The sequence below is a fragment of the Rhizobium sp. WSM4643 genome (assembly GCF_025152745.1).
Lineage (GTDB): Bacteria > Pseudomonadota > Alphaproteobacteria > Rhizobiales > Rhizobiaceae > Rhizobium > Rhizobium leguminosarum_I.
In genome coordinates this window covers 121,128-139,723 of sequence record NZ_CP104040.1, presented here as the reverse complement: position 1 = coordinate 139,723, position 18,596 = coordinate 121,128, and the positions used below count along the sequence as shown (strand labels likewise).

The 18,596-nt window shown below is 61.5% G+C and carries 16 protein-coding genes; 13 read left to right on the top strand and 3 right to left on the bottom strand.

Going from position 1 to position 18,596, the window contains the following annotated elements:
- Positions 1-17: 17 nt before the first annotated feature.
- The 7 genes from N1937_RS00715 to N1937_RS00685 all read left to right on the top strand — a co-directional run bounded on the left by N1937_RS00715 (position 18) and on the right by N1937_RS00685 (position 7,264).
- Complete coding sequence (locus N1937_RS00715) at positions 18-203, top strand: acetyltransferase (RefSeq protein WP_260057207.1); 186 nt, start codon at positions 18-20, stop codon at positions 201-203.
- Positions 204-389: 186 nt separating this feature from the next.
- Entirely contained in the window at positions 390-1,298 is a 909-nt protein-coding gene (osmF, locus tag N1937_RS00710; RefSeq protein ID WP_162117020.1) for a glycine betaine ABC transporter substrate-binding protein OsmF, read from the top strand.
- A gap of 83 nt (positions 1,299-1,381) precedes the next feature.
- Positions 1,382-2,548, top strand: a complete 1,167-nt coding sequence (locus tag N1937_RS00705) for an ABC transporter permease (RefSeq protein WP_260057206.1) — start codon at positions 1,382-1,384, stop codon at positions 2,546-2,548.
- The gene (locus N1937_RS00700) at positions 2,545-3,489 is read left to right on the top strand and encodes an ABC transporter ATP-binding protein (RefSeq protein WP_162117022.1); all 945 of its coding nucleotides are present in this window, start codon (positions 2,545-2,547) and stop codon (positions 3,487-3,489) included. The genes N1937_RS00705 and N1937_RS00700 overlap by 4 nt, the downstream gene beginning before the upstream one ends.
- Positions 3,486-4,235: an ABC transporter permease gene (locus tag N1937_RS00695; protein ID WP_162117023.1), complete on the top strand. Its 750-nt coding sequence runs from the start codon at positions 3,486-3,488 to the stop codon at positions 4,233-4,235. The genes N1937_RS00700 and N1937_RS00695 overlap by 4 nt, the downstream gene beginning before the upstream one ends.
- 99 nt (positions 4,236-4,334) lie before the next feature.
- Positions 4,335-4,730, top strand: a complete 396-nt coding sequence (locus N1937_RS00690; protein WP_017966834.1) for a VOC family protein — start codon at positions 4,335-4,337, stop codon at positions 4,728-4,730.
- A gap of 80 nt (positions 4,731-4,810) precedes the next feature.
- Entirely contained in the window at positions 4,811-7,264 is a 2,454-nt protein-coding gene (locus tag N1937_RS00685) for a glycoside hydrolase family 2 protein (RefSeq protein WP_260057205.1), read from the top strand.
- A gap of 277 nt (positions 7,265-7,541) precedes the next feature.
- Here N1937_RS00685 and N1937_RS00680 read toward each other — a convergent pair whose 3' ends face one another.
- Entirely contained in the window at positions 7,542-7,934 is a 393-nt protein-coding gene (locus tag N1937_RS00680; protein WP_222296538.1) for a PRC-barrel domain-containing protein, read from the bottom strand.
- A gap of 259 nt (positions 7,935-8,193) precedes the next feature.
- Here N1937_RS00680 and N1937_RS00675 point away from each other — a divergent pair, with 259 nt between their 5' ends.
- The 4 genes from N1937_RS00675 to otsA all read left to right on the top strand — a co-directional run bounded on the left by N1937_RS00675 (position 8,194) and on the right by otsA (position 14,923).
- On the top strand, positions 8,194-9,894 hold the full coding sequence (locus N1937_RS00675) for a long-chain fatty acid--CoA ligase (protein ID WP_260057204.1): 1,701 nt from the start codon (positions 8,194-8,196) through the stop codon (positions 9,892-9,894).
- A gap of 138 nt (positions 9,895-10,032) precedes the next feature.
- Positions 10,033-11,658, top strand: coding sequence for a glucose-6-phosphate isomerase (gene pgi / locus N1937_RS00670; RefSeq protein WP_260057203.1), 1,626 nt, complete (start codon positions 10,033-10,035; stop codon positions 11,656-11,658).
- Between the two features lie 426 nt (positions 11,659-12,084).
- Positions 12,085-13,071 (top strand): IS110 family transposase, encoded by a 987-nt coding sequence (locus tag N1937_RS00665; protein ID WP_222281449.1) that lies wholly within the window; start codon positions 12,085-12,087, stop codon positions 13,069-13,071.
- Between the two features lie 436 nt (positions 13,072-13,507).
- Positions 13,508-14,923 carry an alpha,alpha-trehalose-phosphate synthase (UDP-forming) gene (otsA, locus tag N1937_RS00660; protein ID WP_260057202.1) on the top strand — a complete coding sequence of 472 codons (1,416 nt, stop codon included), beginning with the start codon at positions 13,508-13,510 and terminating at the stop codon, positions 14,921-14,923.
- Between the two features lie 75 nt (positions 14,924-14,998).
- On the opposite strand, the gene N1937_RS00655 is transcribed toward otsA, so the two are convergent.
- Complete coding sequence (locus tag N1937_RS00655; protein WP_260057201.1) at positions 14,999-15,961, bottom strand: acyl-CoA desaturase; 963 nt, start codon at positions 15,959-15,961, stop codon at positions 14,999-15,001.
- Between the two features lie 169 nt (positions 15,962-16,130).
- On the opposite strand from N1937_RS00655, the gene N1937_RS00650 reads away from it, so the two are divergent.
- Positions 16,131-16,490, top strand: coding sequence for a metalloregulator ArsR/SmtB family transcription factor (locus N1937_RS00650; RefSeq protein WP_162119309.1), 360 nt, complete (start codon positions 16,131-16,133; stop codon positions 16,488-16,490).
- A gap of 355 nt (positions 16,491-16,845) precedes the next feature.
- A complete protein-coding gene (locus N1937_RS00645; RefSeq protein ID WP_222332365.1) occupies positions 16,846-17,649 on the top strand; it encodes an alpha/beta fold hydrolase in 804 nt (267 codons plus the stop codon).
- A 3-nt stretch (positions 17,650-17,652) separates the two neighbouring features.
- On the opposite strand, the gene N1937_RS00640 is transcribed toward N1937_RS00645, so the two are convergent.
- On the bottom strand, positions 17,653-18,579 hold the full coding sequence (locus tag N1937_RS00640) for a carbohydrate kinase family protein (RefSeq protein ID WP_164579176.1): 927 nt from the start codon (positions 18,577-18,579) through the stop codon (positions 17,653-17,655).
- Between the last annotated feature and the right edge of the window lie 17 nt (positions 18,580-18,596).

Genomic DNA, 18,596 nt, shown 5'->3' with positions numbered 1-18,596 from the left:
GACGATATGATGTGTTCATGAAAAAAGATATCCCTGCTTCCGGAGAGGCCGGCTATCATTCGATCATAGAAAAATCCGGGCGGCGGGAATCCGCAACAGAGCCCGGGAATATCGTGGAAACACGCAAGGGGACAAAAACAAATCGCGCCGGCCTTGGAAAAGGGAATGCGTTTCCGCGCGCGGAGGTGCATTCGCCGCGATAATCATGCCGTGACCGCAAATACTGGAGGGGCCTTGCATCGATTTTTCGGGCATGCACGCTATTTCCATCACGCACGCAATTCCGGCATGATGGCGGGCTCACCGCCCTCGCCGGCGGATTTTCCTGCGCGCAAGCCTCCGCCAAGGGCTTGGGCCTCATTCAATGGTGTTTAACAAGGGGATATTCCATGCTGAAGAAACTCGCACTTGCCGTTTCGCTCTCCGCCTTCGCGGTGGGCGCGGCCCATGCCGCCGACGTCGTCGTCTCGTCGAAGATCGACACGGAAGGCACGCTGCTCGGCAACGTCATTGCGCTCGCTCTCGAAGCGAACGGCATCAAGACGCAGGACCGCATCGCGCTTGGCGCGACACCTGTGGTGCGCAAGGCGATCACATCAGGCGAAATCGACATCTATCCCGAATATACCGGCAATGCCGGCTTTTTCTTCAACAAGGCCGATGACGCGGCGTGGAAGAACATCGACCAGGGCTATGAGTTGGCGAAGAAGCTCGATTACGATGCCAACAAGATCGTCTGGCTGACACCGTCGCCTGCCAACAACACCTGGGCGCTCGCCGTGCGCAGCGACGTCGCCGGCCCGAACAAGCTGAAGAGCCTGACGGACTTCGGCAAATGGGTTGCCGGCGGCGGTGCCGCCAAGCTTGCCGCCTCTGCCGAATTCGTCAATTCGGCCGGCGCGCTTCCCGCCTTCCAGACGACCTACGGCTTCCAGCTGAAGCCCGACCAGATGGTCGTTCTTTCCGGCGGCGACACGGCGGCAACGATCAAGGCGGCCGCCGACCAGACGAACGGCGTCAACACCGCCATGGTCTACGGCACCGACGGCGCGATCGAAGCGGCCCAACTGACCGTTCTCGAAGACGACAAGAACGTGCAGCAGGTCTATGCCCCGACGCCGATCATCCGCGAAGAGGTGTTGAAGGCCAATCCGAAGATCGAGGAAGTGCTCTCGCCGATCTTCAAGAGCCTGACCGCCGACGAATTGCGTAAGCTCAATGCCAAGATCCAGGTCGATGGCGAGCCGGCAAAGTCCGTCGCCGAAGCCTATCTCAAGGAAAAAGGCTTCCTGAAGTAACCATTGCCCGCTCCGCCCGATTGCGGGCGGAGCCTCCTTTGCTGATAAGGTTGGGCTGATGTTGGCCAGACAGGGTTGATTTGATGGAAGAAACCTTAGCGGTCCGCAAGCTGGACCGGCTCGGCGTGGTTTTGGTGGCCGTCGGCATCGCGGCGACTGCACTGATGCCCTTCATCTATGTGAAGGCAAACCGCATCGCCGCCGGCAAGCCGATGCTGCTGATGCAGCTTCTTCCCCAGCCTTCCGTCATCGTCCTGACCGTGCTTCTCCTTCTCACCGCCTTCGCCACGCTGTTCTTACGCCATGCGATCGCGCGGCTTATCATCGCCACACTCTGCCTTGCGGCGCTGATCGTTGCGATCGGCCTCGTCTCGACCGCGGCAACGCCGCCCGGCAGCACGGTGGCGCGCATGACGCCCGGCGGCGGCTTCTGGGTGCTGTTTGCGGTGATCGGCCTCGTCATATCCGATGCGCTGGTGAAGATCCGCCTGGCGCCCTGGATGCGGATCGCAGCCCTTGCCGCCTATACGACGCTGCTCTTGATCTTGCTCTCCTCCGGCCTGCTCGACAGCCTTTCGATCATGAAGGAATTCTCGACGCGGGCTCCGCAGTTCGAGACGGAGGCGATCTCGCATCTGCTCTTGGCGTTCGGCTCACTTGCCATCGCCATTGTTCTCGGCCTGCCGCTCGGCATCCTCTGCTTCTGGGTGCCGAAGCTGCGCGCCATCGTGCTGCAGGGCCTCAGCCTCATCCAGACGATCCCAAGTCTGGCGCTCTTCGGCCTGTTGATGCTGCCGCTCGGCTATCTCGCCACCCATGTGCCGCTCGCCGCCGCGATCGGCATTCGCGGCATCGGCACGGCGCCTGCCTTGATCGCGCTCGTGCTCTATTCGCTGCTGCCGATCGTCGCCAACACCGTCGTCGGCCTTCAGGGCGTCGATCCATCGGTGCGGGACGCTGCGGCCGGCATGGGGCTGACGCGCTTGCAGATCCTGACCGGCATCGACATGCCGCTTGCCTTTCCCGTCATCCTCACCGGCATCCGCATCGTGCTGGTGCAGGCGATCGGCATGGTGACGATCGCCGCGCTGATCGGCGGCGGCGGCTTCGGCATCTTCATCTTCCAAGGGCTCGGCCAGACGGCCATGGACCTCGTCCTGCTCGGCGCCGTGCCGACCGTCTTCTTCGCCTTCTCATCGGCCGTCATCCTCGATGCGGTCATCGAAAGCATCCGGGGATCTGCCGCATGACCATGATCGAGATCAGGAACGTCACCAAGCGCTATGGCGTGGCCACTGTCGTCGACAACGTTTCGATGAGCGTCGAGAAGGGTGAGATCACCGTCATCGTCGGCACGTCGGGCTCCGGCAAATCGACGCTGATGCGGATGATCAACCGGCTGGTGCCGATCACCGAGGGTGAAATCTTCGTCGGCGGGCAGAACGTGATGGATGTTGAGGTGACCGAGCTTCGCCGCAAGATCGGCTATGCGATCCAGGGGCACGGCCTTTTTCCGCACCGCACCGTGGCGCAGAATATCGCCACGGTGCCGCAGCTTCTCGATTGGGATTCGACGCGTATCGCCAAACGGGTCGAGGAACTGCTCGGGCTCTTCAACCTCGATCCGGCAACATTTGCCGACAAATATCCGCACCAGCTCTCCGGCGGCCAGCAGCAGCGCGTCGGCGTCGCCCGGGCGCTGGCGGCCGAACCGGAATTGCTGTTGATGGACGAGCCCTTCGGCGCGCTCGATCCGGTCATCCGCGGCAAGGCGCAGGACGACCTTTTGGCGATCCAGAAGCAGTTCGGCACCACGGTCATTCTCGTCACCCACGACATGGACGAGGCCTTTCATCTCGGCAACCAGATCGCAGTGATGAGCGAGGGCAGGTTGCTGCAATGCTCGACGCCGGAAAAGATCCTCACCGAACCCGCCGATCCCTTCGTGCAGCAATTGACCGGCACTTCCGACCGGGCGCTGAAGCTGATGTCGCTGCTGCCGCTGAAGGAAAGCATGGAGCCGGCCAAGAACGGTCTCGCATATGCCCTGCCGCAGTCGCTCAGTCTCCGCGACGCTTTGGCTGAGATGATCTGGCAGGGGGTCGACGAGGCGGCGGTGCAGGATGCGCAAAAGGCGCCTGTGGGATCGATCTCAATGACGCGGCTTCTCGAACTGGGCCGCAAGGCATGAAACTCGTTGTCGCCAATCTCTTCCGCCTGGCGGCGCTGGCCCTGCTCTTGATCCTGCTGTTCAGGACGGAGTGGCTTTCCTTCGTGCTCACGCCGCTGACCAGCAACAATGCGCCCGCCGTCTATACGCAGAACAGCCTTGCCTCGCTGGCCGCCGGCCATCTGCAGCTGGTAATCGGCTCGATCGTCGGCAGCGCCGTGCTTGCCGTTATCGGCGGCATCTTCGTGACGCGGGAAAGCGGGGCTGACTTCCTACCGCTGTCGCGCGCCATCGCCAATGCCGGGCAGACTTTTCCGCCGGTCGCGGTGCTGGCGCTCGCCGTTCCCGCGACCGGCTTCGGCGCCATGCCGACGCTGATTGCGCTCTTTCTCTACGGCCTGCTGCCGATCTTCGAAAACACCGTCGCCGGGCTGAAGCAGGTTTCGCCGCAGGTTCTCGATGCTGCCGACGGCATGGGCATGAACGGCACACAGCGACTGTTTCGCGTCGAGCTGCCGCTGGCCCTGCCGCTGATCCTCGAGGGGCTGAAGGTCGCGACCGTCATCAATATCGGCACGGCGACGATCGGCTCGACGGTTGCGGCAAAGGGCCTCGGCGAGGTCATCATCGCCGGGCTGATCTCCGACAATACCGCCTTCATCCTACAGGGCGGCCTGATCGTCGGCCTGATGGCGGTGCTGATGTATGACGCCATGGGTCTCGTCGAAGCGGCGATTACCCGAAGAATCGGCTTGCGCGCGGCGTAAAAGGACGGGTACCAAGACTGCCGCAGCAATTCAAAGTGCTACAGCGTCCTTTGCGCGTCTAAAAAGACGCGCGGCGCTGTGGTGGAATGGGAGGCAGACTTGGCGAAAATGATCCACTCCATGATCCGCGTTCTCGATGAGGCGCGCTCCGTCGAATTCTACGAGAGGGCATTCGGTCTTTCGGTCGCCGACCGCGTCGATTTCGAAACCTTCACGCTGATCTATATGAGCAATGCCGAGACCGGCTTCGAGCTTGAACTGACCGTCAACAAGGGCCGGACCGCGCCATACGATCCCGGCAATGCCTATGGCCATCTCGCCGTCTCCGTCGAAGAGGTGGCGGTCGAGCGCGAGCGGCTGTCAAAGCTCGGGCTGAAGCCCGGTGAACTGGTGGAGCTCAACCGCGACGGCAAGCTCTTCGGCCTGTTCTTTTTCATCAGCGATCCCGATGGCTACAAGATCGAGGTGATGCAGCGCCACGGCCGGTTTCTCTGAGGCATCTGACGCCGAACGCCCGATACGTTCCAATCCTAGATAATCCCACAGCTTCAAGCGGCATCATTCAGGAGCCCGCCATGATCGAAAAGACTGCGCTCAATTCCGGCTGGACGCTCTCCTGTAACGATACAGCAAGGCCCGGGCTGCCGGCTGCAATCCCCGCGGCGGTGCCGGGCTGCGTGCATCTCGACCTTCTCGCCAATCGGCTGATTCCCGATCCCTATATCGACGTCAACGAGATCACCAACGACTGGATCGGCAAGACCGACTGGACCTATCGCTGCAGCTTCGAGGCGATGCCTGACGATGCCAGGGTGCAGGAACTGGTCTTCGAGGGGCTCGATACGGTTGCGGTGATATCGCTCAACGGCGAAGAGATCGGCCGTACCTTCAACATGCACCGCACCTATCGTTTCGATGTTTCGGGATTGCTGAAATCCGGCGCCAACGAACTCACGGTCATCTTCCGCTCCGCCTACGCCTATGGCGCGGAGATGGAAAAACATTACGGCTACCGTCCCAACAACTATCCGGGACCGGGCAATCTGATGCGCAAGATGGCCTGCAATTTCGGCTGGGACTGGGGGCCGACGCTGGTGACGGCGGGCCTCTGGAAGCCGGTCCGGCTGGAAAGCTGGGACCGGGCACGCCTTGCCGAAACCAGGGTGTCGGCGACGCTTGCCGGCGGCGACGGGCTGGTCAAGGTCCATGCCCGGCTGGCGCGGTATGGCGACAAGACGGCGTTGAGACTCGTCGCCGCAATCGGCGGCGTGACGACGACAGTGGCGATCGGGCCTGGCGAAGACGAGGTCGCGTTCGAGCTTGTTCTGCCCTCGCCGCAGCTTTGGTGGCCGCACCATCTCGGTGCCCAGCCGCTCTATCCGATGGCGCTCAGGCTGATCGACGATGCCAGCGACGATGTGCTCGATGGCTTTGAAAGGGAGCTGGGTTTCCGCTCCCTGCGGCTCGATACGTCGGCCGACGAACATGGGTCAGCCTTTACCTTCGTCATCAATGACGTGCCGCTCTTCATCTGCGGGGCGAACTGGATACCGGACGATTGTTTTCCCCCGCGCGTGACGGCCGAGCGTTATGCCGCGCGGATCGAGGAGGCGAAAGCCGCCAATATCCACATGCTGCGCGTTTGGGGCGGCGGCATCTTCGAGACCGACGAATTCTATGAGGCCTGCGATCGGGCCGGCATGCTGGTCTGGCAGGATTTCCTCTTTGCCTGCGCCGCCTATCCGGAGGAAGAGCCGCTCAGAAGCGAGGTCGAGGCGGAGGTGCGCGACAATGTCGTGCGGCTGATGCCGCATGCTTCGCTCGTCCTCTGGAACGGCAATAACGAGAACATCTGGGGCTTCGACGAATGGGGCTGGCGGCCGATCATCAAGGCGGGCGAAAGCTGGGGGCTCGGCTACTATCTCGACCTGCTGCCGAAACTCTCAGCCGAACTCGATCCGGACCGGCCCTATTATCCCGGCAGCCCCTATTCCGGCTCAATGGAGATCGAACCCAATGCCGACGCACATGGCTGCAAACATATCTGGGACGTGTGGAACGATGTCGGCTACGAGGTCTACCGCAATTATATCCCGCGCTTCTGCTCCGAATTCGGCTGGCAGGCGCCGGCCGCCTGGGCGACGATCGAAGAAAGCGTGCACGACGCGCCACTGACGCCACAATCGAACGGCGTCTTCCACCATCAGAAGGCAACCCAAGGCAATGACAAGCTGATCGGCGGCCTGTCCGGCCATCTGCCGGAGCCGAAGACGATGGACGACTGGCACTTCGCCACCCAGCTCAACCAGGCACGCGCCATCCGCTTCGGCGTCGAGCACATGCGCTCGCATCGGAATATCTGCAAGGGCGCCGTCGTCTGGCAGTTCAACGATTGCTGGCCGGTGACCTCATGGGCAGCGCTCGATTCGGCCGGACGCCGCAAGCCGCTCTGGTATGCGCTGAAGGCAGCCTATGATCCGCGCCTGCTGACGATCCAGCCGCGCGCCGGCGGACTTGCGGCGGTTGCGGTCAATGAACGAACACTGTTCTGGCGGGCGAAGATCAGCGGCAAACGCTTGACGCTCGATGGCACCGTGCTTGCCGAATTCGAATTCTGGCGCCTGCTCTGCGACCGCTTCGAGGCAAAGGAATTTCCGCTGCCCGAGGATATCGTCACTCCTGGCTTACCGAAGAACGAGGTCATCGTCGTTGAGATGCTCGACAGGCGGGCCTTCCACTATTTCGTCGAGGATATCAAGCTTGCCTTGCCGGCACCACGGCTTACGGTCGATGTCGTCGGGATCGACGGCGGATATGAGGTCAAAGTGACGGCGCAAAACTTCCTCAAGGAACTTTGCCTGATGGCCGACCGACTGGATCCGAATGCCGTCGTCGACACGATGCTGGTGACGCTGCTGCCGGAAGAGAGCCATGTGTTTGCGGTCAAGACGGCAAAGGTTATTTCGGTCAATGACATTGTCATCGGTACAGTGCTACGGTCGGCCAATGATCTTGTCGCAGGGCGCTAGGAAAGCCCCTCATCCGGCTGCCGCCACCTTCTCCCCGCTCGCGGGGCGAAGGGGATATGCCGCGGCCTCTCGGTTCCCCGCCAGCCTCTCGCAGGGCACTTCCCCTCTCCCCGTTTTTACGGGGGTCCGAAGGACGGGTCGAGACGAGTGGCTCGACCCTGGTAGGTTAGGGTGAGGGGCAGTCGTCGGCGCAGACGACAAGAGGTAACTATCGTCACCAAACACCAAAAAGGCCCCGCATCCGCGGAGCCCTTTCAACTCGGCCTATCGGACGACGTTACCTCCAGTAGGGCGGCACGCCGTAGTAGTCATAGACCCGGCGGCCATTGTCGTTGTACCAGGTGTCGTCATCGTCCGAATAGCTCGGGGCGCCTTCGATCTGCTCCTTGGTCAGGTCGATGCGATAGCCATCCAGCTGGGTGTCGTAGTTCAGCTTTTCCCAGGGAAGCGGGTAGTGATCGTGACCAATGCCCAGGAAGCCGCCGAAGCTCAGCACGGCATAGGCGACACGGCCATCGAGCTTTCCGATAATCAGGCGTTCGATCGAGCCGATATGCTTACCATCGGCGCCATAAACGCGGGTGCCTTCGACGCGGTCGCTGGCAATCAGCGAATGCGTGTCCTTGACATTCGGGTCACGGCGGGTGGCGTCAGTATCCTGGTTCAACATTGTGCACCTCCTTTTGGCGTTCCTCATGGTGAGTATGCAAGATCAACGTCATGGCGGATTCAAAGTTCCCCACCTCCCGACGATGGCGCGGCGTCCAATTGTTGACGTTTACGTCAAGGTTCGTATAGCTTCATTCGGCTTGAACCGTTCAGGCAATGGCATAAGCTGCCGGACTGGAAGATGGAGGACTCTTCCAGTCAATTGCGGGCCAGTCGATTGCCGGCTCGGCGACGGCGGCGGCGGCAAGGGAGAGAGACAGATGAACAGAATTTCCGTCCATCCGAACGGAGCCAAGCCCGACAAACCCTGGCTTGCCGCCTATCCCGATGTCGTTCCGGCAGAGATTCCGCCGCTGGAATATGTCTCGCTTGCCGAACTGCTGGAAAAATCCTGCGCCCGTTACGCCGACCGGACTGCCTTTTCCAGCATGGGCAAGGCGATGAGCTATCGCGAGCTGGAGAGCCATACGCGCAAACTCGCCGCCTGGCTGCAGAGCACCGGCCTTCAAAAGGGCGACCGCGTCGCCGTGATGATGCCGAATGTGCTGCAGAATCCGATCGCGACCTACGCCATCCTGCGCGCCGGCCTCGTGGTGGTGAACGTCAACCCGCTCTATACGCCGCGCGAGCTCGAACACCAGTTGCGGGATTCCGGCGCCAAGGCGATCTTCGTGCTGGAGAATTTCGCCCGCACGGTGGAGCAGGTCCTCAACAAGACCGACCTTCGCCATGTCGTCGTCACCTCGCTCGGGGAAATGCTGGGGCCGAAGGGGCTGATCGTCAATTTCGCCGTGCGCAAGGTGAAGAAGCTCGTTCCCTCCTGGTCGATCCCTCAGCACAAAAGCTTCGGCCAGGTGCTGCGCGAAGGGGCGGCAAAGGGGCTTCAGCCGGTTACGCTTGTTGGCAGCGATATCGCCTTCCTGCAATATACCGGCGGCACGACGGGCGTTGCCAAGGGCGCGGTGCTGACGCATGAGAACCTGCTTGCCAACAAGGCGCAACTGTCGCTTTGGCTTCGATCGGCCTTCGAGTGCAAGAAGGAGCCGGAGGTGCTGAATTTCCTCTGCGCCCTGCCGCTCTACCACATCTTTGCGCTGACCGTGAATTCGCTGATGGGCATGTCGCTTGGCGCCCACAATATCCTGATCGCCAATCCGCGCGACATTCCCGGTCTCGTCAAGGAATTCGAAAAGTCGAAAGTGCATATCTTTCCCGGCCTCAACACGCTGTTCAATGCGCTGATGAACAATGCCGATTTCGCCAAGCTCGATTTTTCCTCGCTGATCATGTCGCTCGGCGGCGGCATGGCCGTCCAGCGCCCGGTCGCCGAACGCTGGCTGAAGATGACGGGCACGGCGGTGACGGAAGGCTACGGCCTTTCCGAGACATCGCCCGTTGCCACCGCCAACCGCTTCGATTCGCCCGAATTCACCGGCACGATCGGCCTGCCGCTTCCCTCCACCGACCTCGATATCCGCGACGAGGAGGGCAATTCGCTGCCGCTCGGCCAGGTCGGCGAGATCTGCATCCGCGGGCCGCAGGTGATGGCCGGCTACTGGCAGAAGCCGGAAGAGACGGCGCGGGCGATGACCGAGGACGGCTACTTCCGCACGGGCGACATGGGTTTCATGGACGAACGCGGCTACACCAAGATCGTCGACCGCAAGAAGGACATGATCCTGGTCTCGGGCTTCAATGTCTATCCGAACGAGATCGAGGAAGTCGCCGCCATGCATGCCGGCATCCTCGAGGCCGCGGCCATCGGCGTGCCGGACGGACATTCGGGCGAGGCGGTGAAGCTCTTCGTCGTCAGGAAGGATCCGAACCTGACGGAAGCCGAGGTGAAAGCCCATTGCATCGCCAACCTCACCAACTACAAACGCCCGCGCTTCATCGAATTCCGCACCGAGCTGCCGAAGTCGCCGGTCGGCAAGATCCTGCGCAAGGACCTGCGCGGCTGAATTTGACGACCTGATGAAATTAAAGCCATCCGCTCCGCCGCGGCTGGCTTTTTTCCATTTCGGCAGGTGGCTGAACTTGATTTGCGGGTGAGAAAGCGAATAGTTTCCGCAACCTTTCCGCCTCCAAAGGAGCCTCCCATGAACGCCATCGTCGAACAGCTGAAAAGCACTGCTGATGCCACCAAGGCAACCGATATCCGTGCGGCCTTCGCCGCCGATTCCGAGCGCTTTTCGCGTTTTTCCGTCCGGCTTGACGACCTGCTGATGGATTTTTCCAAGACGGCGGTGAATGACGAGATCCTCAAGCTCTTGGTGAAGCTTGCCGAAGAAGGCGGCGTCGAAAAGAAGCGCGAGGAAATGTTCTCCGGCAAGGCGATCAACTTCACCGAGGATCGCGCCGTTCTGCACACCGCGCTACGCAACCGCTCCAACACACCGGTGCTGGTCGACGGCAAGGACGTCATGCCCGACGTCAATGCGGTGCTTGCCGCCATGGGCAAGTTTGCCGACGACGTCCGCTCCGGCACGCTGAACGGCGCCACCGGCAAGGCGATCACCGATGTCGTCAATATCGGTATCGGCGGCTCGGATCTCGGCCCGGTCATGGCAACGCTGGCGCTTGCGCCTTTCCACGACGGCCCGCGCGCCCATTTCGTCTCCAATATCGACGGCGCCCATATCGCCGATATCCTGAAGCTGGTGCAGCCGGAAACGACGCTGTTCATCGTCGCCTCGAAGACCTTTACCACCGTCGAGACGATGACCAATGCGCAGACGGCGCGCAATTTCATCGCCAAGGCGCTCGGCGAAGCTGCCGTGCAGCACCACTTCGCCGCCGTCTCGACGGCGCTCGACAAGGTTGCCGCCTTCGGCATCGACAGCGCCCGCGTCTTCGGCTTCTGGGACTGGGTCGGCGGCCGCTACTCGATCTGGTCGGCGATCGGCCTGCCGCTGATGATCGCCGTCGGCCCCGACAATTTCGGCAAGTTCCTCGACGGCGCCCATGCCGTCGACAATCATTTCCGTAAGGCGCCGGTTACCGAAAACCTGCCGATGCTGCTTGGCCTGATCGGCTTCTACCATCGCAACGTGCTCGGCTACCCCACCCGGGCCATCCTGCCCTACGACCAGCGCCTGTCGCGCTTCCCGGCCTATCTGCAGCAGCTCGACATGGAATCGAACGGCAAGGGCGTCACCATCGACGGCACGCCGGTCGAAGGCAATTCCGGCCCGGTCGTCTGGGGCGAGCCCGGCACCAACGGCCAGCACGCCTTCTACCAGCTCATCCATCAGGGCACGAGCATCATCCCGGCCGAATTCATGATCGCCGCCAACGCCTTCGAGCCCGAGCTGCGCCACCAGCACCAGCTGCTGATCTCCAATGTTCTCGCCCAATCGGAAGCGCTGATGAAGGGACGCACCTTCGCAGAAGCCAAGAAGCAGCTGACCGACAAGGGCATGGACGACAAGAAGGCCGATTTCATCGCGCCGCACCGGGTCTTTACCGGCAACCGGCCGTCGATCACCTTCGTCTACGACAAGCTGACCCCTTATGCGCTCGGCCGGCTGATCGCGCTTTACGAACACCGCGTCTTCGTCGAAGGCGTGCTCTTCCGCATCAACTCCTTCGACCAGTGGGGCGTCGAGCTCGGCAAGGAACTGGCGACGGGCCTGCTGCCGGTCGTCGAGGGCAAGGAGAGCGCCGCATCGCACGACTCCTCGACGCAGGGCCTGGTTGCGGCACTGGCGAAGCTTGCGAAGTAAGCGGTCCAGATTGCCCCTCACCCTAACCCTCTCCCCGTTCTGACGGGGAGAGGGGACGTGCCCTGCGAGAGGCGAGTGAGGAACGGAGAGGTCACGGCATGTGCTCTTCTCCCCTCGGGGAGAAGGTGCCGGCAGGCGGATGAGGGGGGCCGCACGGCACATCCTTCACCTCATATCCTATCCTGCAGGCGCCCTAAACACGGTCGAGACGATGCCAGCGCGGTCGAAGCCCGTAAAGACCGGCTTCGCCGGCCCCCTTGCATGTTCAAACTGCATCCGTTGATGATGGGTGCGACCCCTGGGGGATGGCCATCCCCCAGGGGTCGGACGGGCGGGACCGTAACCCCCTTGGCGTGAACCGGGGATGAGCCTGGTCCGCCCGTCCTTCGCGTTTGTCCTGAACAGATAGTGGGGAGCAGGTCCCGTATGCAAGGCAAGGTATCGTCCGAACGCACCGCGATGGCGACAGTTTATGTCGGCATCGATGTCTGTAAAGAGTGGCTGGACATTCATCTGCATCCTCTCGGCCGCAGTTTTCGGGTGACCAACGACACGGCCGGCCTGCGCCGCCTCAAGCGGGAGCTCGATGCGCTTGACCAGATGCCGCGCTCGGCGCTGCGTATCGTCATGGAAGCGACCGGCAAGTGGCATCGCGCCGTCCAGCGCTCGCTGCATGCCGATGGCTTTTACGTGTCGGTCGTCGACCCGCTGCGCGCCCGGCTGTTTGCCAAAGCCTGCGGCTTTCTCGCCAAGACCGATCGGCTCGATGCGCGGTTTCTGGCCATCATGGGAGAAGCCCTCAAGCCCGCACAGACCCCACCGCCGGACCAAGCGCTGGAAGCCCTGCAGGAACTGGTCAATGCCCGATCTGCCGCCAATGGCGAACGCACCGCCCTGTCCAACCGGATGAAGACGGCCGTGACCGCCTTCCTGCGCAAGGAACTGACGCGCCGGCTTGCCGCGCTCGACACCCATATCGCAAGACTGGACGCCGAGATCGAGCGCAGCATCTGCGCCGATCCCGAGATGCGCCGCCGCCTCGACATCCTCATCTCCATTCCCGGCATCGGAGCCGTCACCGCCGCAAGCCTGATCGCTGGCCTTTGCGAACTTGGCGCCTGCTCCGGCAAGCAGGCCGCCATGCTGACCGGCCTTGCGCCGATTGCCTGCGAAAGTGGCGAGCGGGCCGGACATCGCTCCATCAGGGGCGGACGCCCAGCACCCAGGAACGCCATCTACATGGCCGCCCTGTCCGCCTCCCGTCACAACCCGGACCTCGCACGCTTCGCCGCAAGGCTGAAGAAAGTCGGAAAACCCAATAAGGTCGTCCTCGTCGCCGTCATGAGAAAGCTCATCGTCCTGGCAAACACCCTCATCACCAAAAACCGCATCTGGACACCAAATCCACCTTGACACCAAACACAGATGCTCATCCGCCCTACGGGCACCTTCTCCCCGCTGGGGAGAAGAGGGAATCGAGAGGCTGCGGGATATCCCTTCACCCCTTTGGGGTCTGGAGGATGGGTCGAGACCCGTGGCTCGGTCAAGTGCCGGCCGCATCTGCCAGAAGGCATCGATGAAGAAAGGACGTGCAGTACGAAACCGGATTGAATGTTCTTCTAATCAAAAATTGTAGAATGAATTCTTTCAATTCGGGGGAATCGCCCTAGATTCAAGCAAAATCTGTGCAGAAAATGCTCCGTTCGTTGTTCCCCCTTGGGCCGCCCGCGTCCGGGTCGGCTGCGTCGAAGTCGGCGCCTTTGCTGCATGGTCCCTGCTCAAGTTCGGGAGAAGTCTCAACACGCTCGTCACGCAGCGTTTCATGTCCCATCTTCACCAAAGGAAGCTCATGAGCCGTCTTGTCGTCGTTTCCAATCGTGTTCCCATGCCGGCCAAAGATGGGAGCGCCGCTGCCGGCGGCCTGGCCGTCGCGCTGCAGGCAGCCCTGCAGGAGCGTGGCGGCATCTGGATGGGATGGTCGGGAGAATCAAGCGGGGACAGGGAACCTGGCCCGCTGTCGCAGCTGCGGAAGGGCAACATCACCTATGCGCTGACCGATCTCACCGACACCGACGTCGAGGAGTATTATCGCGGCTTCGCAAACCGGGTTCTCTGGCCCATCTGCCATTATCGCCTGGACCTCGCCGAATATGGCCGGAAGGAAATGGCCGGATATTTCCGCGTCAACCGTTTCTTCGCTCACAGGCTAGCGCCGATGATCGAGCCGGACGACATCATCTGGGTTCATGATTACCACCTCATTCCGCTGGCGGCGGAACTGCGCCAAATGGGGCTGAAGAACCGGATCGGCTTCTTCCTGCATATTCCCTGGCCGCCGGCTGACATTCTCGTCACGATGCCCGTCCACGAGGAAATCATGCGCGGGCTCTCGCATTACGATCTCGTCGGCTTCCAGACCGACTACGACCTCCAGAACTTTGCCGGATATCTGCGCCGGGAGGGAATTGGCGACGACCTCGGAAATGGATTGTTCGATTCCCATGGGCGGATATTTAAGGCCGGCGCCTATCCGATCGGGATCGAAACCGCTGCCTTCGCCGAGTTCGCCGAGAAAGCTGCAAACAATATCATGGTGCAGAAGACCCGGCGCAGCATTGAAGGCCGGGCCATGATCATCGGGGTCGACCGCCTCGATTATTCGAAGGGCATCATTCAGCGGCTGGAAGCATTCGAACGCTTCCTCACCAGCAATCCTGGCTACCAGAACAAAGTCACCTATCTTCAGGTCACGCCGAAATCGCGATCGGAGGTTCCCGAATACGAGCATATGCAAAAAATGGTCGCCGAACAGGCAGGCCGGGTGAACGGCGCCATTGGAACGGTCGACTGGGTGCCGATCCGCTATGTCAACCGATCGATCAGCCGCAACGTGCTTGCCGGCCTCTACCGCCTGGCGACGATCGGGCTGGTTACGCCGTTGCGCGACGGCATGAACCTCGTCGCCAAGGAATATGTCGCCGCCCAGGATCCCGATCGCCCGGGGGTATTGGTGCTGTCGCGCTTCGCCGGTGCGGCTCGCGAGTTGAAGGGTGCGCTGCTGGTCAATCCTTACGATGTCGAAGGCACCGCCAATGCCCTCGCCCGTGGCGTTGCCATGTCGCTGGAGGAGCGCCGCGACCGCTGGAGCATGATGATGGAGCATCTGCTAACCCACGACGTCTCACTCTGGTGCGAAAACTTCCTGCGGGACTTGGTACTTGCTCCCGAGCGTCAACCGGAGCGTGATTCCCGGATCGTCTCTTGATCGGTCGGCACCGATCCGTCCTTCGGACCCGAGGGAAGAAGAGGGAATCGAGACGTTGCGACAAGGAGGAGGCATTCACGGGCGAGATTCCGCGTGACCTGATGCGTGATGCGGCGGAAGACTGTCACTCGCCGTTTCGGTTGCGTTGACGCGTCTCAACCCTCGCCTTGGCACGATCGTGTGTGGAAGCTTGATCGCCGAAGCCAGGCCGAGCCTTGCCAGCAGCCGGATGAAATACCAACCGAGATCCAGCTGCCCCGGCTCGATGCCGAGCCGCGCCGAATCCGGAAAGGCGTGATGGTTGCCATGGAAGCTCTCGCCAAAGGTCACCAGCCCGAAACGCGGCAGGTTATAGCCCTGTACCGCGACATCATCGACACTCCAGCCCTGATGGCCGCTCCGATGCGCGAAATGACCGACCAGCCAGTGTCCGGTCAGCGACACCGTTATCCGTACGGCAACACCCCAGACCACAAACGGCAGTCCGCCGAGCGCAAAGAGCGCTGCTCCCAAGGGAATCTGCTGCGCCATCCATGTCGCCTCCAGGAAACGATAGAAGCGGTCGCGCCGCTCGCGCTCATCGAGGACGAAACGCGGCGGATGGTCCAGCGCCACAATGCAATGCATCTGCCAGAAGGCATCGACGAAGAAAGACCGCCGATGGGCATAGAGGTCATGGCAGTCTCGCTGCCGTTGCGCCCAGTCGCGAATGTCGTGCGCATAGATCATGCCGAAGGGGCCGGCCATGCCGACCAGCGTACCGAGATAGACGAGAAAGTGCTCGATCCAGATGTGAGTGCTGAACGAGCGATGGATCAGCAGCCGGTGCATGCCGACCGAATGACCAAGGCAGATCGTGATGGCGGTCAAGAGGATAAACCCGGCAAAGGCGCTCCAGGTGAAGGTCAGCGGGCCACCAATGATGGCAATCAAGGTCATGGCGGTGATCCAGATCGACTTTGCGAGCATCCAGACCACTGTGCCCTTCACCGGATCGCTCCCATTGTCAATCATTCGTCCAGTGGAAATACTGCTCATCGCGAACTCCCTCCCGGCGGGTGCATTCTCCTCTTGAACATCACCCATCAATTCATTAATTAAGCAATTACCTAATTACTTTGCATTAACGGAAACAATTAAGCAATACATTAATTGCTTAATTGTTTGGCGGATTGATGCGATGATGCCGCAGGCACGGAGACCGGATTTGGACGAAGAGACTTTCGATGACGCCGTAGAAGGCCGCTCCGTCAGCGCCGCCCAACGGGTATTCCACGCGCTTTCCAGTGCGTCGCGTCGGAAGATCCTCGCCTATCTCTCGGCATCGGGTCTGACCGCTGGCGAGATCGCTGACCGCTTCAGCATGTCCAAGCCAGCCGTTTCGCAGCATCTTTCCATCCTCGAGGCTGCGGGTCTGATCAGACGAGAGAAACAGGGCCAGTTCGTCCACTATTCCCTGATCGAGAACAATCTCGTCAACACGCTCAACGGCTTCGTGCAGGAGGTCTGCCCGGTCGGTCGCCCGATCAAGAAGGAAAGCCAGGCGCGCACCCGCGCAAAAGAGTAGGCTTGAGCAAGGCAAATCCCGGGCTGGCGTGGCGTCAGAAGCATGGTGTCAAGACGATGCCGGCGTGATCGAAGCTCGCATGGGTATTGTTGGAAAGACCGGCTTCGCCGGCCCCCTTCATCCGACCCTTCGGGCCACCTTCTCCCGGCTGGGGAGAAGAGGGAATCGAGACGTTGTCGCATATCCCCTTCTCCCCTCGGGGGGCCTGCTCGCGGCACTTGCGAAGCTCGCCACGTAATTCGGCATTTATGCTGCTAGCGAAGCCCATCCGTCACGCGGGCGGGTTTTTTTATTTGACCCTGTCGAATCGCAGGGCATGTCGTCGTCTATAGAAGGTCCGACAGAGGAGAAAGCGATGACCGCGACGGATAACGAGCTGGTGAACTTTGAGGCAAACGGCGCGCTGCCATTGCCCCCCACGAATGAGCAGGGTTTCGTCGAAAACGAGGGTGCCCGTATCTGGTACGCGAGCTACGGCGCCGGCCCGGCTGTCATTCTGCTGCATGGCGGGCTCGGCAATAGCGGCAATTGGGGTTATCAGGTTCCCGCGCTCATCGACGCCGGTCATCGGGTCTTGGTAATCGACAGCCGCGGGCATGGCCGCAGCACGCGCGATAAGCGCCCCTACACCTATCACCTGATGGCCTCAGACGTACTGGCCATCATGGATCATATCGGACTTGAGGAAGCGGTCCTTGTCGGCTGGAGTGACGGCGCTTGCACGGCGCTGATCCTCGCCGACCAGCAGCCGGAGCGCGTCTGCGGCGTATTCTTCTTCGCTTGCAACATGGATCCCAGCGGCACCAAGGAATTCAAGGCGACGCCTGTCATCGAGCACTGCTTCAGCCGCCACAGGAAGGATTATCAGGCGCTATCGGCAACACCCGACCAGTTCGAAGCCTTTGTCGCCGATGTCTCGAAGATGATGTCGACGGAGCCGAATTATTCGACGGAGCAGCTCGCAGGCATCAAGGTGCCGGTTTCGATCGTGCTCGGCGAGCACGATGAATTCATCAAGCCTGAGCATGCCGATTATCTGGCAAGGACGATCCCAGATGCGGAGTTCGTGCTGCTGCCCGGCGTCAGCCATTTTGCGCCACTGCAGCAGCCGGACCTCTTCAATCGCGAGGTCCGCGCCTTTCTCGACCGGATCGAATGAGCCTTAAAGCCCGATCTCGCGCGCCCAGGGTGGATTGGCGCCGGCGCGGGAGACGGTGACGGCGGCGGCCTTGGCGCCAAGCGCCAGGGCGTTGCGCAGCGCCTGCTCATCGAGATTGGCGACCTGTGCCTTGGTCAACAGATTGTCCATCTTCAGCGACGCCAGGATGCCGGCATCGAATGTATCGCCGGCGCCGACCGTGTCGACGACGGTGACGCGCTCACTCGGCACCGTCACCTTGCGTTCCTTGGTATAACCGGAAGCGCCTTCCGCGCCCTTGGTGATGACGACGAGCTTGGCGCCGTGGTTCAGCCAATGGGCGGCGAGCGCATCATGGTCGCCCTGCAGGCCGAACCATTCGAGATCTTCGTCGGAAAACTTGACGATGTCGGATTTCGCAGCCATCCGCTTGATGCGGGCCATATGCGACGGCTTGTCCTTAATGAAACCGGGACGGATGTTCGGATCGAGCGAGATGACGCGGCGTGCGGCTTCGCGGTCGAGCAGGGCTTCGTAGGTTTCGCCGCAGGGGCTGGGGATCAGGCTGATTGCGCCGAAGTGCAGCGCTTCGCAATCGTCGCCGAGATCCGGCAGGTCGGCCGTGGTGATCATCCGGCCCGCCGTGCCTTCGTCATAGAAGGCATAGGTCGCCTGACCGTTCACCAGCTTGACGAAGGCGATGGTCGAGGGACGCGGCGTGATGGCGCATGGGCTGTAATCGACATTGCTCGCCTTCAGCGTCTCGAGCAGGATTTCGCCCATCATGTCATCGGCAATGCCGGTGAAGAAGGCGGTGGGGATGCCGAGGCGGCCGAGCGCGATGGCGGTATTGAAGATCGCGCCGCCGGCATAGGGCGCAAAGCCCTTTTCACCGAGGGTGGTGTCCCTCGGCAGCATGTCGATCAGGGCTTCGCCGCAGCACAAAATCATCGTATTCCTCCCAACAG

Bases quoted from the DNA above. Each gene is read 5' to 3' on its own strand.
- N1937_RS00655 (WP_260057201.1), bottom strand. From the start codon at position 15,961: ATGAGCAGTATTTCCACTGGACGAATGATTGACAATGGGAGCGATCCG.
- N1937_RS00665 (WP_222281449.1), top strand. From the start codon at position 12,085: ATGCAAGGCAAGGTATCGTCCGAACGCACCGCGATGGCGACAGTTTAT.
- N1937_RS00680 (WP_222296538.1), bottom strand. From the start codon at position 7,934: ATGTTGAACCAGGATACTGACGCCACCCGCCGTGACCCGAATGTCAAG.
- N1937_RS00705 (WP_260057206.1), top strand. From the start codon at position 1,382: ATGGAAGAAACCTTAGCGGTCCGCAAGCTGGACCGGCTCGGCGTGGTT.
- N1937_RS00700 (WP_162117022.1), top strand. From the start codon at position 2,545: ATGACCATGATCGAGATCAGGAACGTCACCAAGCGCTATGGCGTGGCC.
- N1937_RS00675 (WP_260057204.1), top strand. From the start codon at position 8,194: ATGAACAGAATTTCCGTCCATCCGAACGGAGCCAAGCCCGACAAACCC.
- osmF (WP_162117020.1), top strand. From the start codon at position 390: ATGCTGAAGAAACTCGCACTTGCCGTTTCGCTCTCCGCCTTCGCGGTG.
- N1937_RS00715 (WP_260057207.1), top strand. From the start codon at position 18: ATGAAAAAAGATATCCCTGCTTCCGGAGAGGCCGGCTATCATTCGATC.
- otsA (WP_260057202.1), top strand. From the start codon at position 13,508: ATGAGCCGTCTTGTCGTCGTTTCCAATCGTGTTCCCATGCCGGCCAAA.
- N1937_RS00640 (WP_164579176.1), bottom strand. From the start codon at position 18,579: ATGATTTTGTGCTGCGGCGAAGCCCTGATCGACATGCTGCCGAGGGAC.
- pgi (WP_260057203.1), top strand. From the start codon at position 10,033: ATGAACGCCATCGTCGAACAGCTGAAAAGCACTGCTGATGCCACCAAG.
- N1937_RS00695 (WP_162117023.1), top strand. From the start codon at position 3,486: ATGAAACTCGTTGTCGCCAATCTCTTCCGCCTGGCGGCGCTGGCCCTG.
- N1937_RS00645 (WP_222332365.1), top strand. From the start codon at position 16,846: ATGACCGCGACGGATAACGAGCTGGTGAACTTTGAGGCAAACGGCGCG.
- N1937_RS00685 (WP_260057205.1), top strand. From the start codon at position 4,811: ATGATCGAAAAGACTGCGCTCAATTCCGGCTGGACGCTCTCCTGTAAC.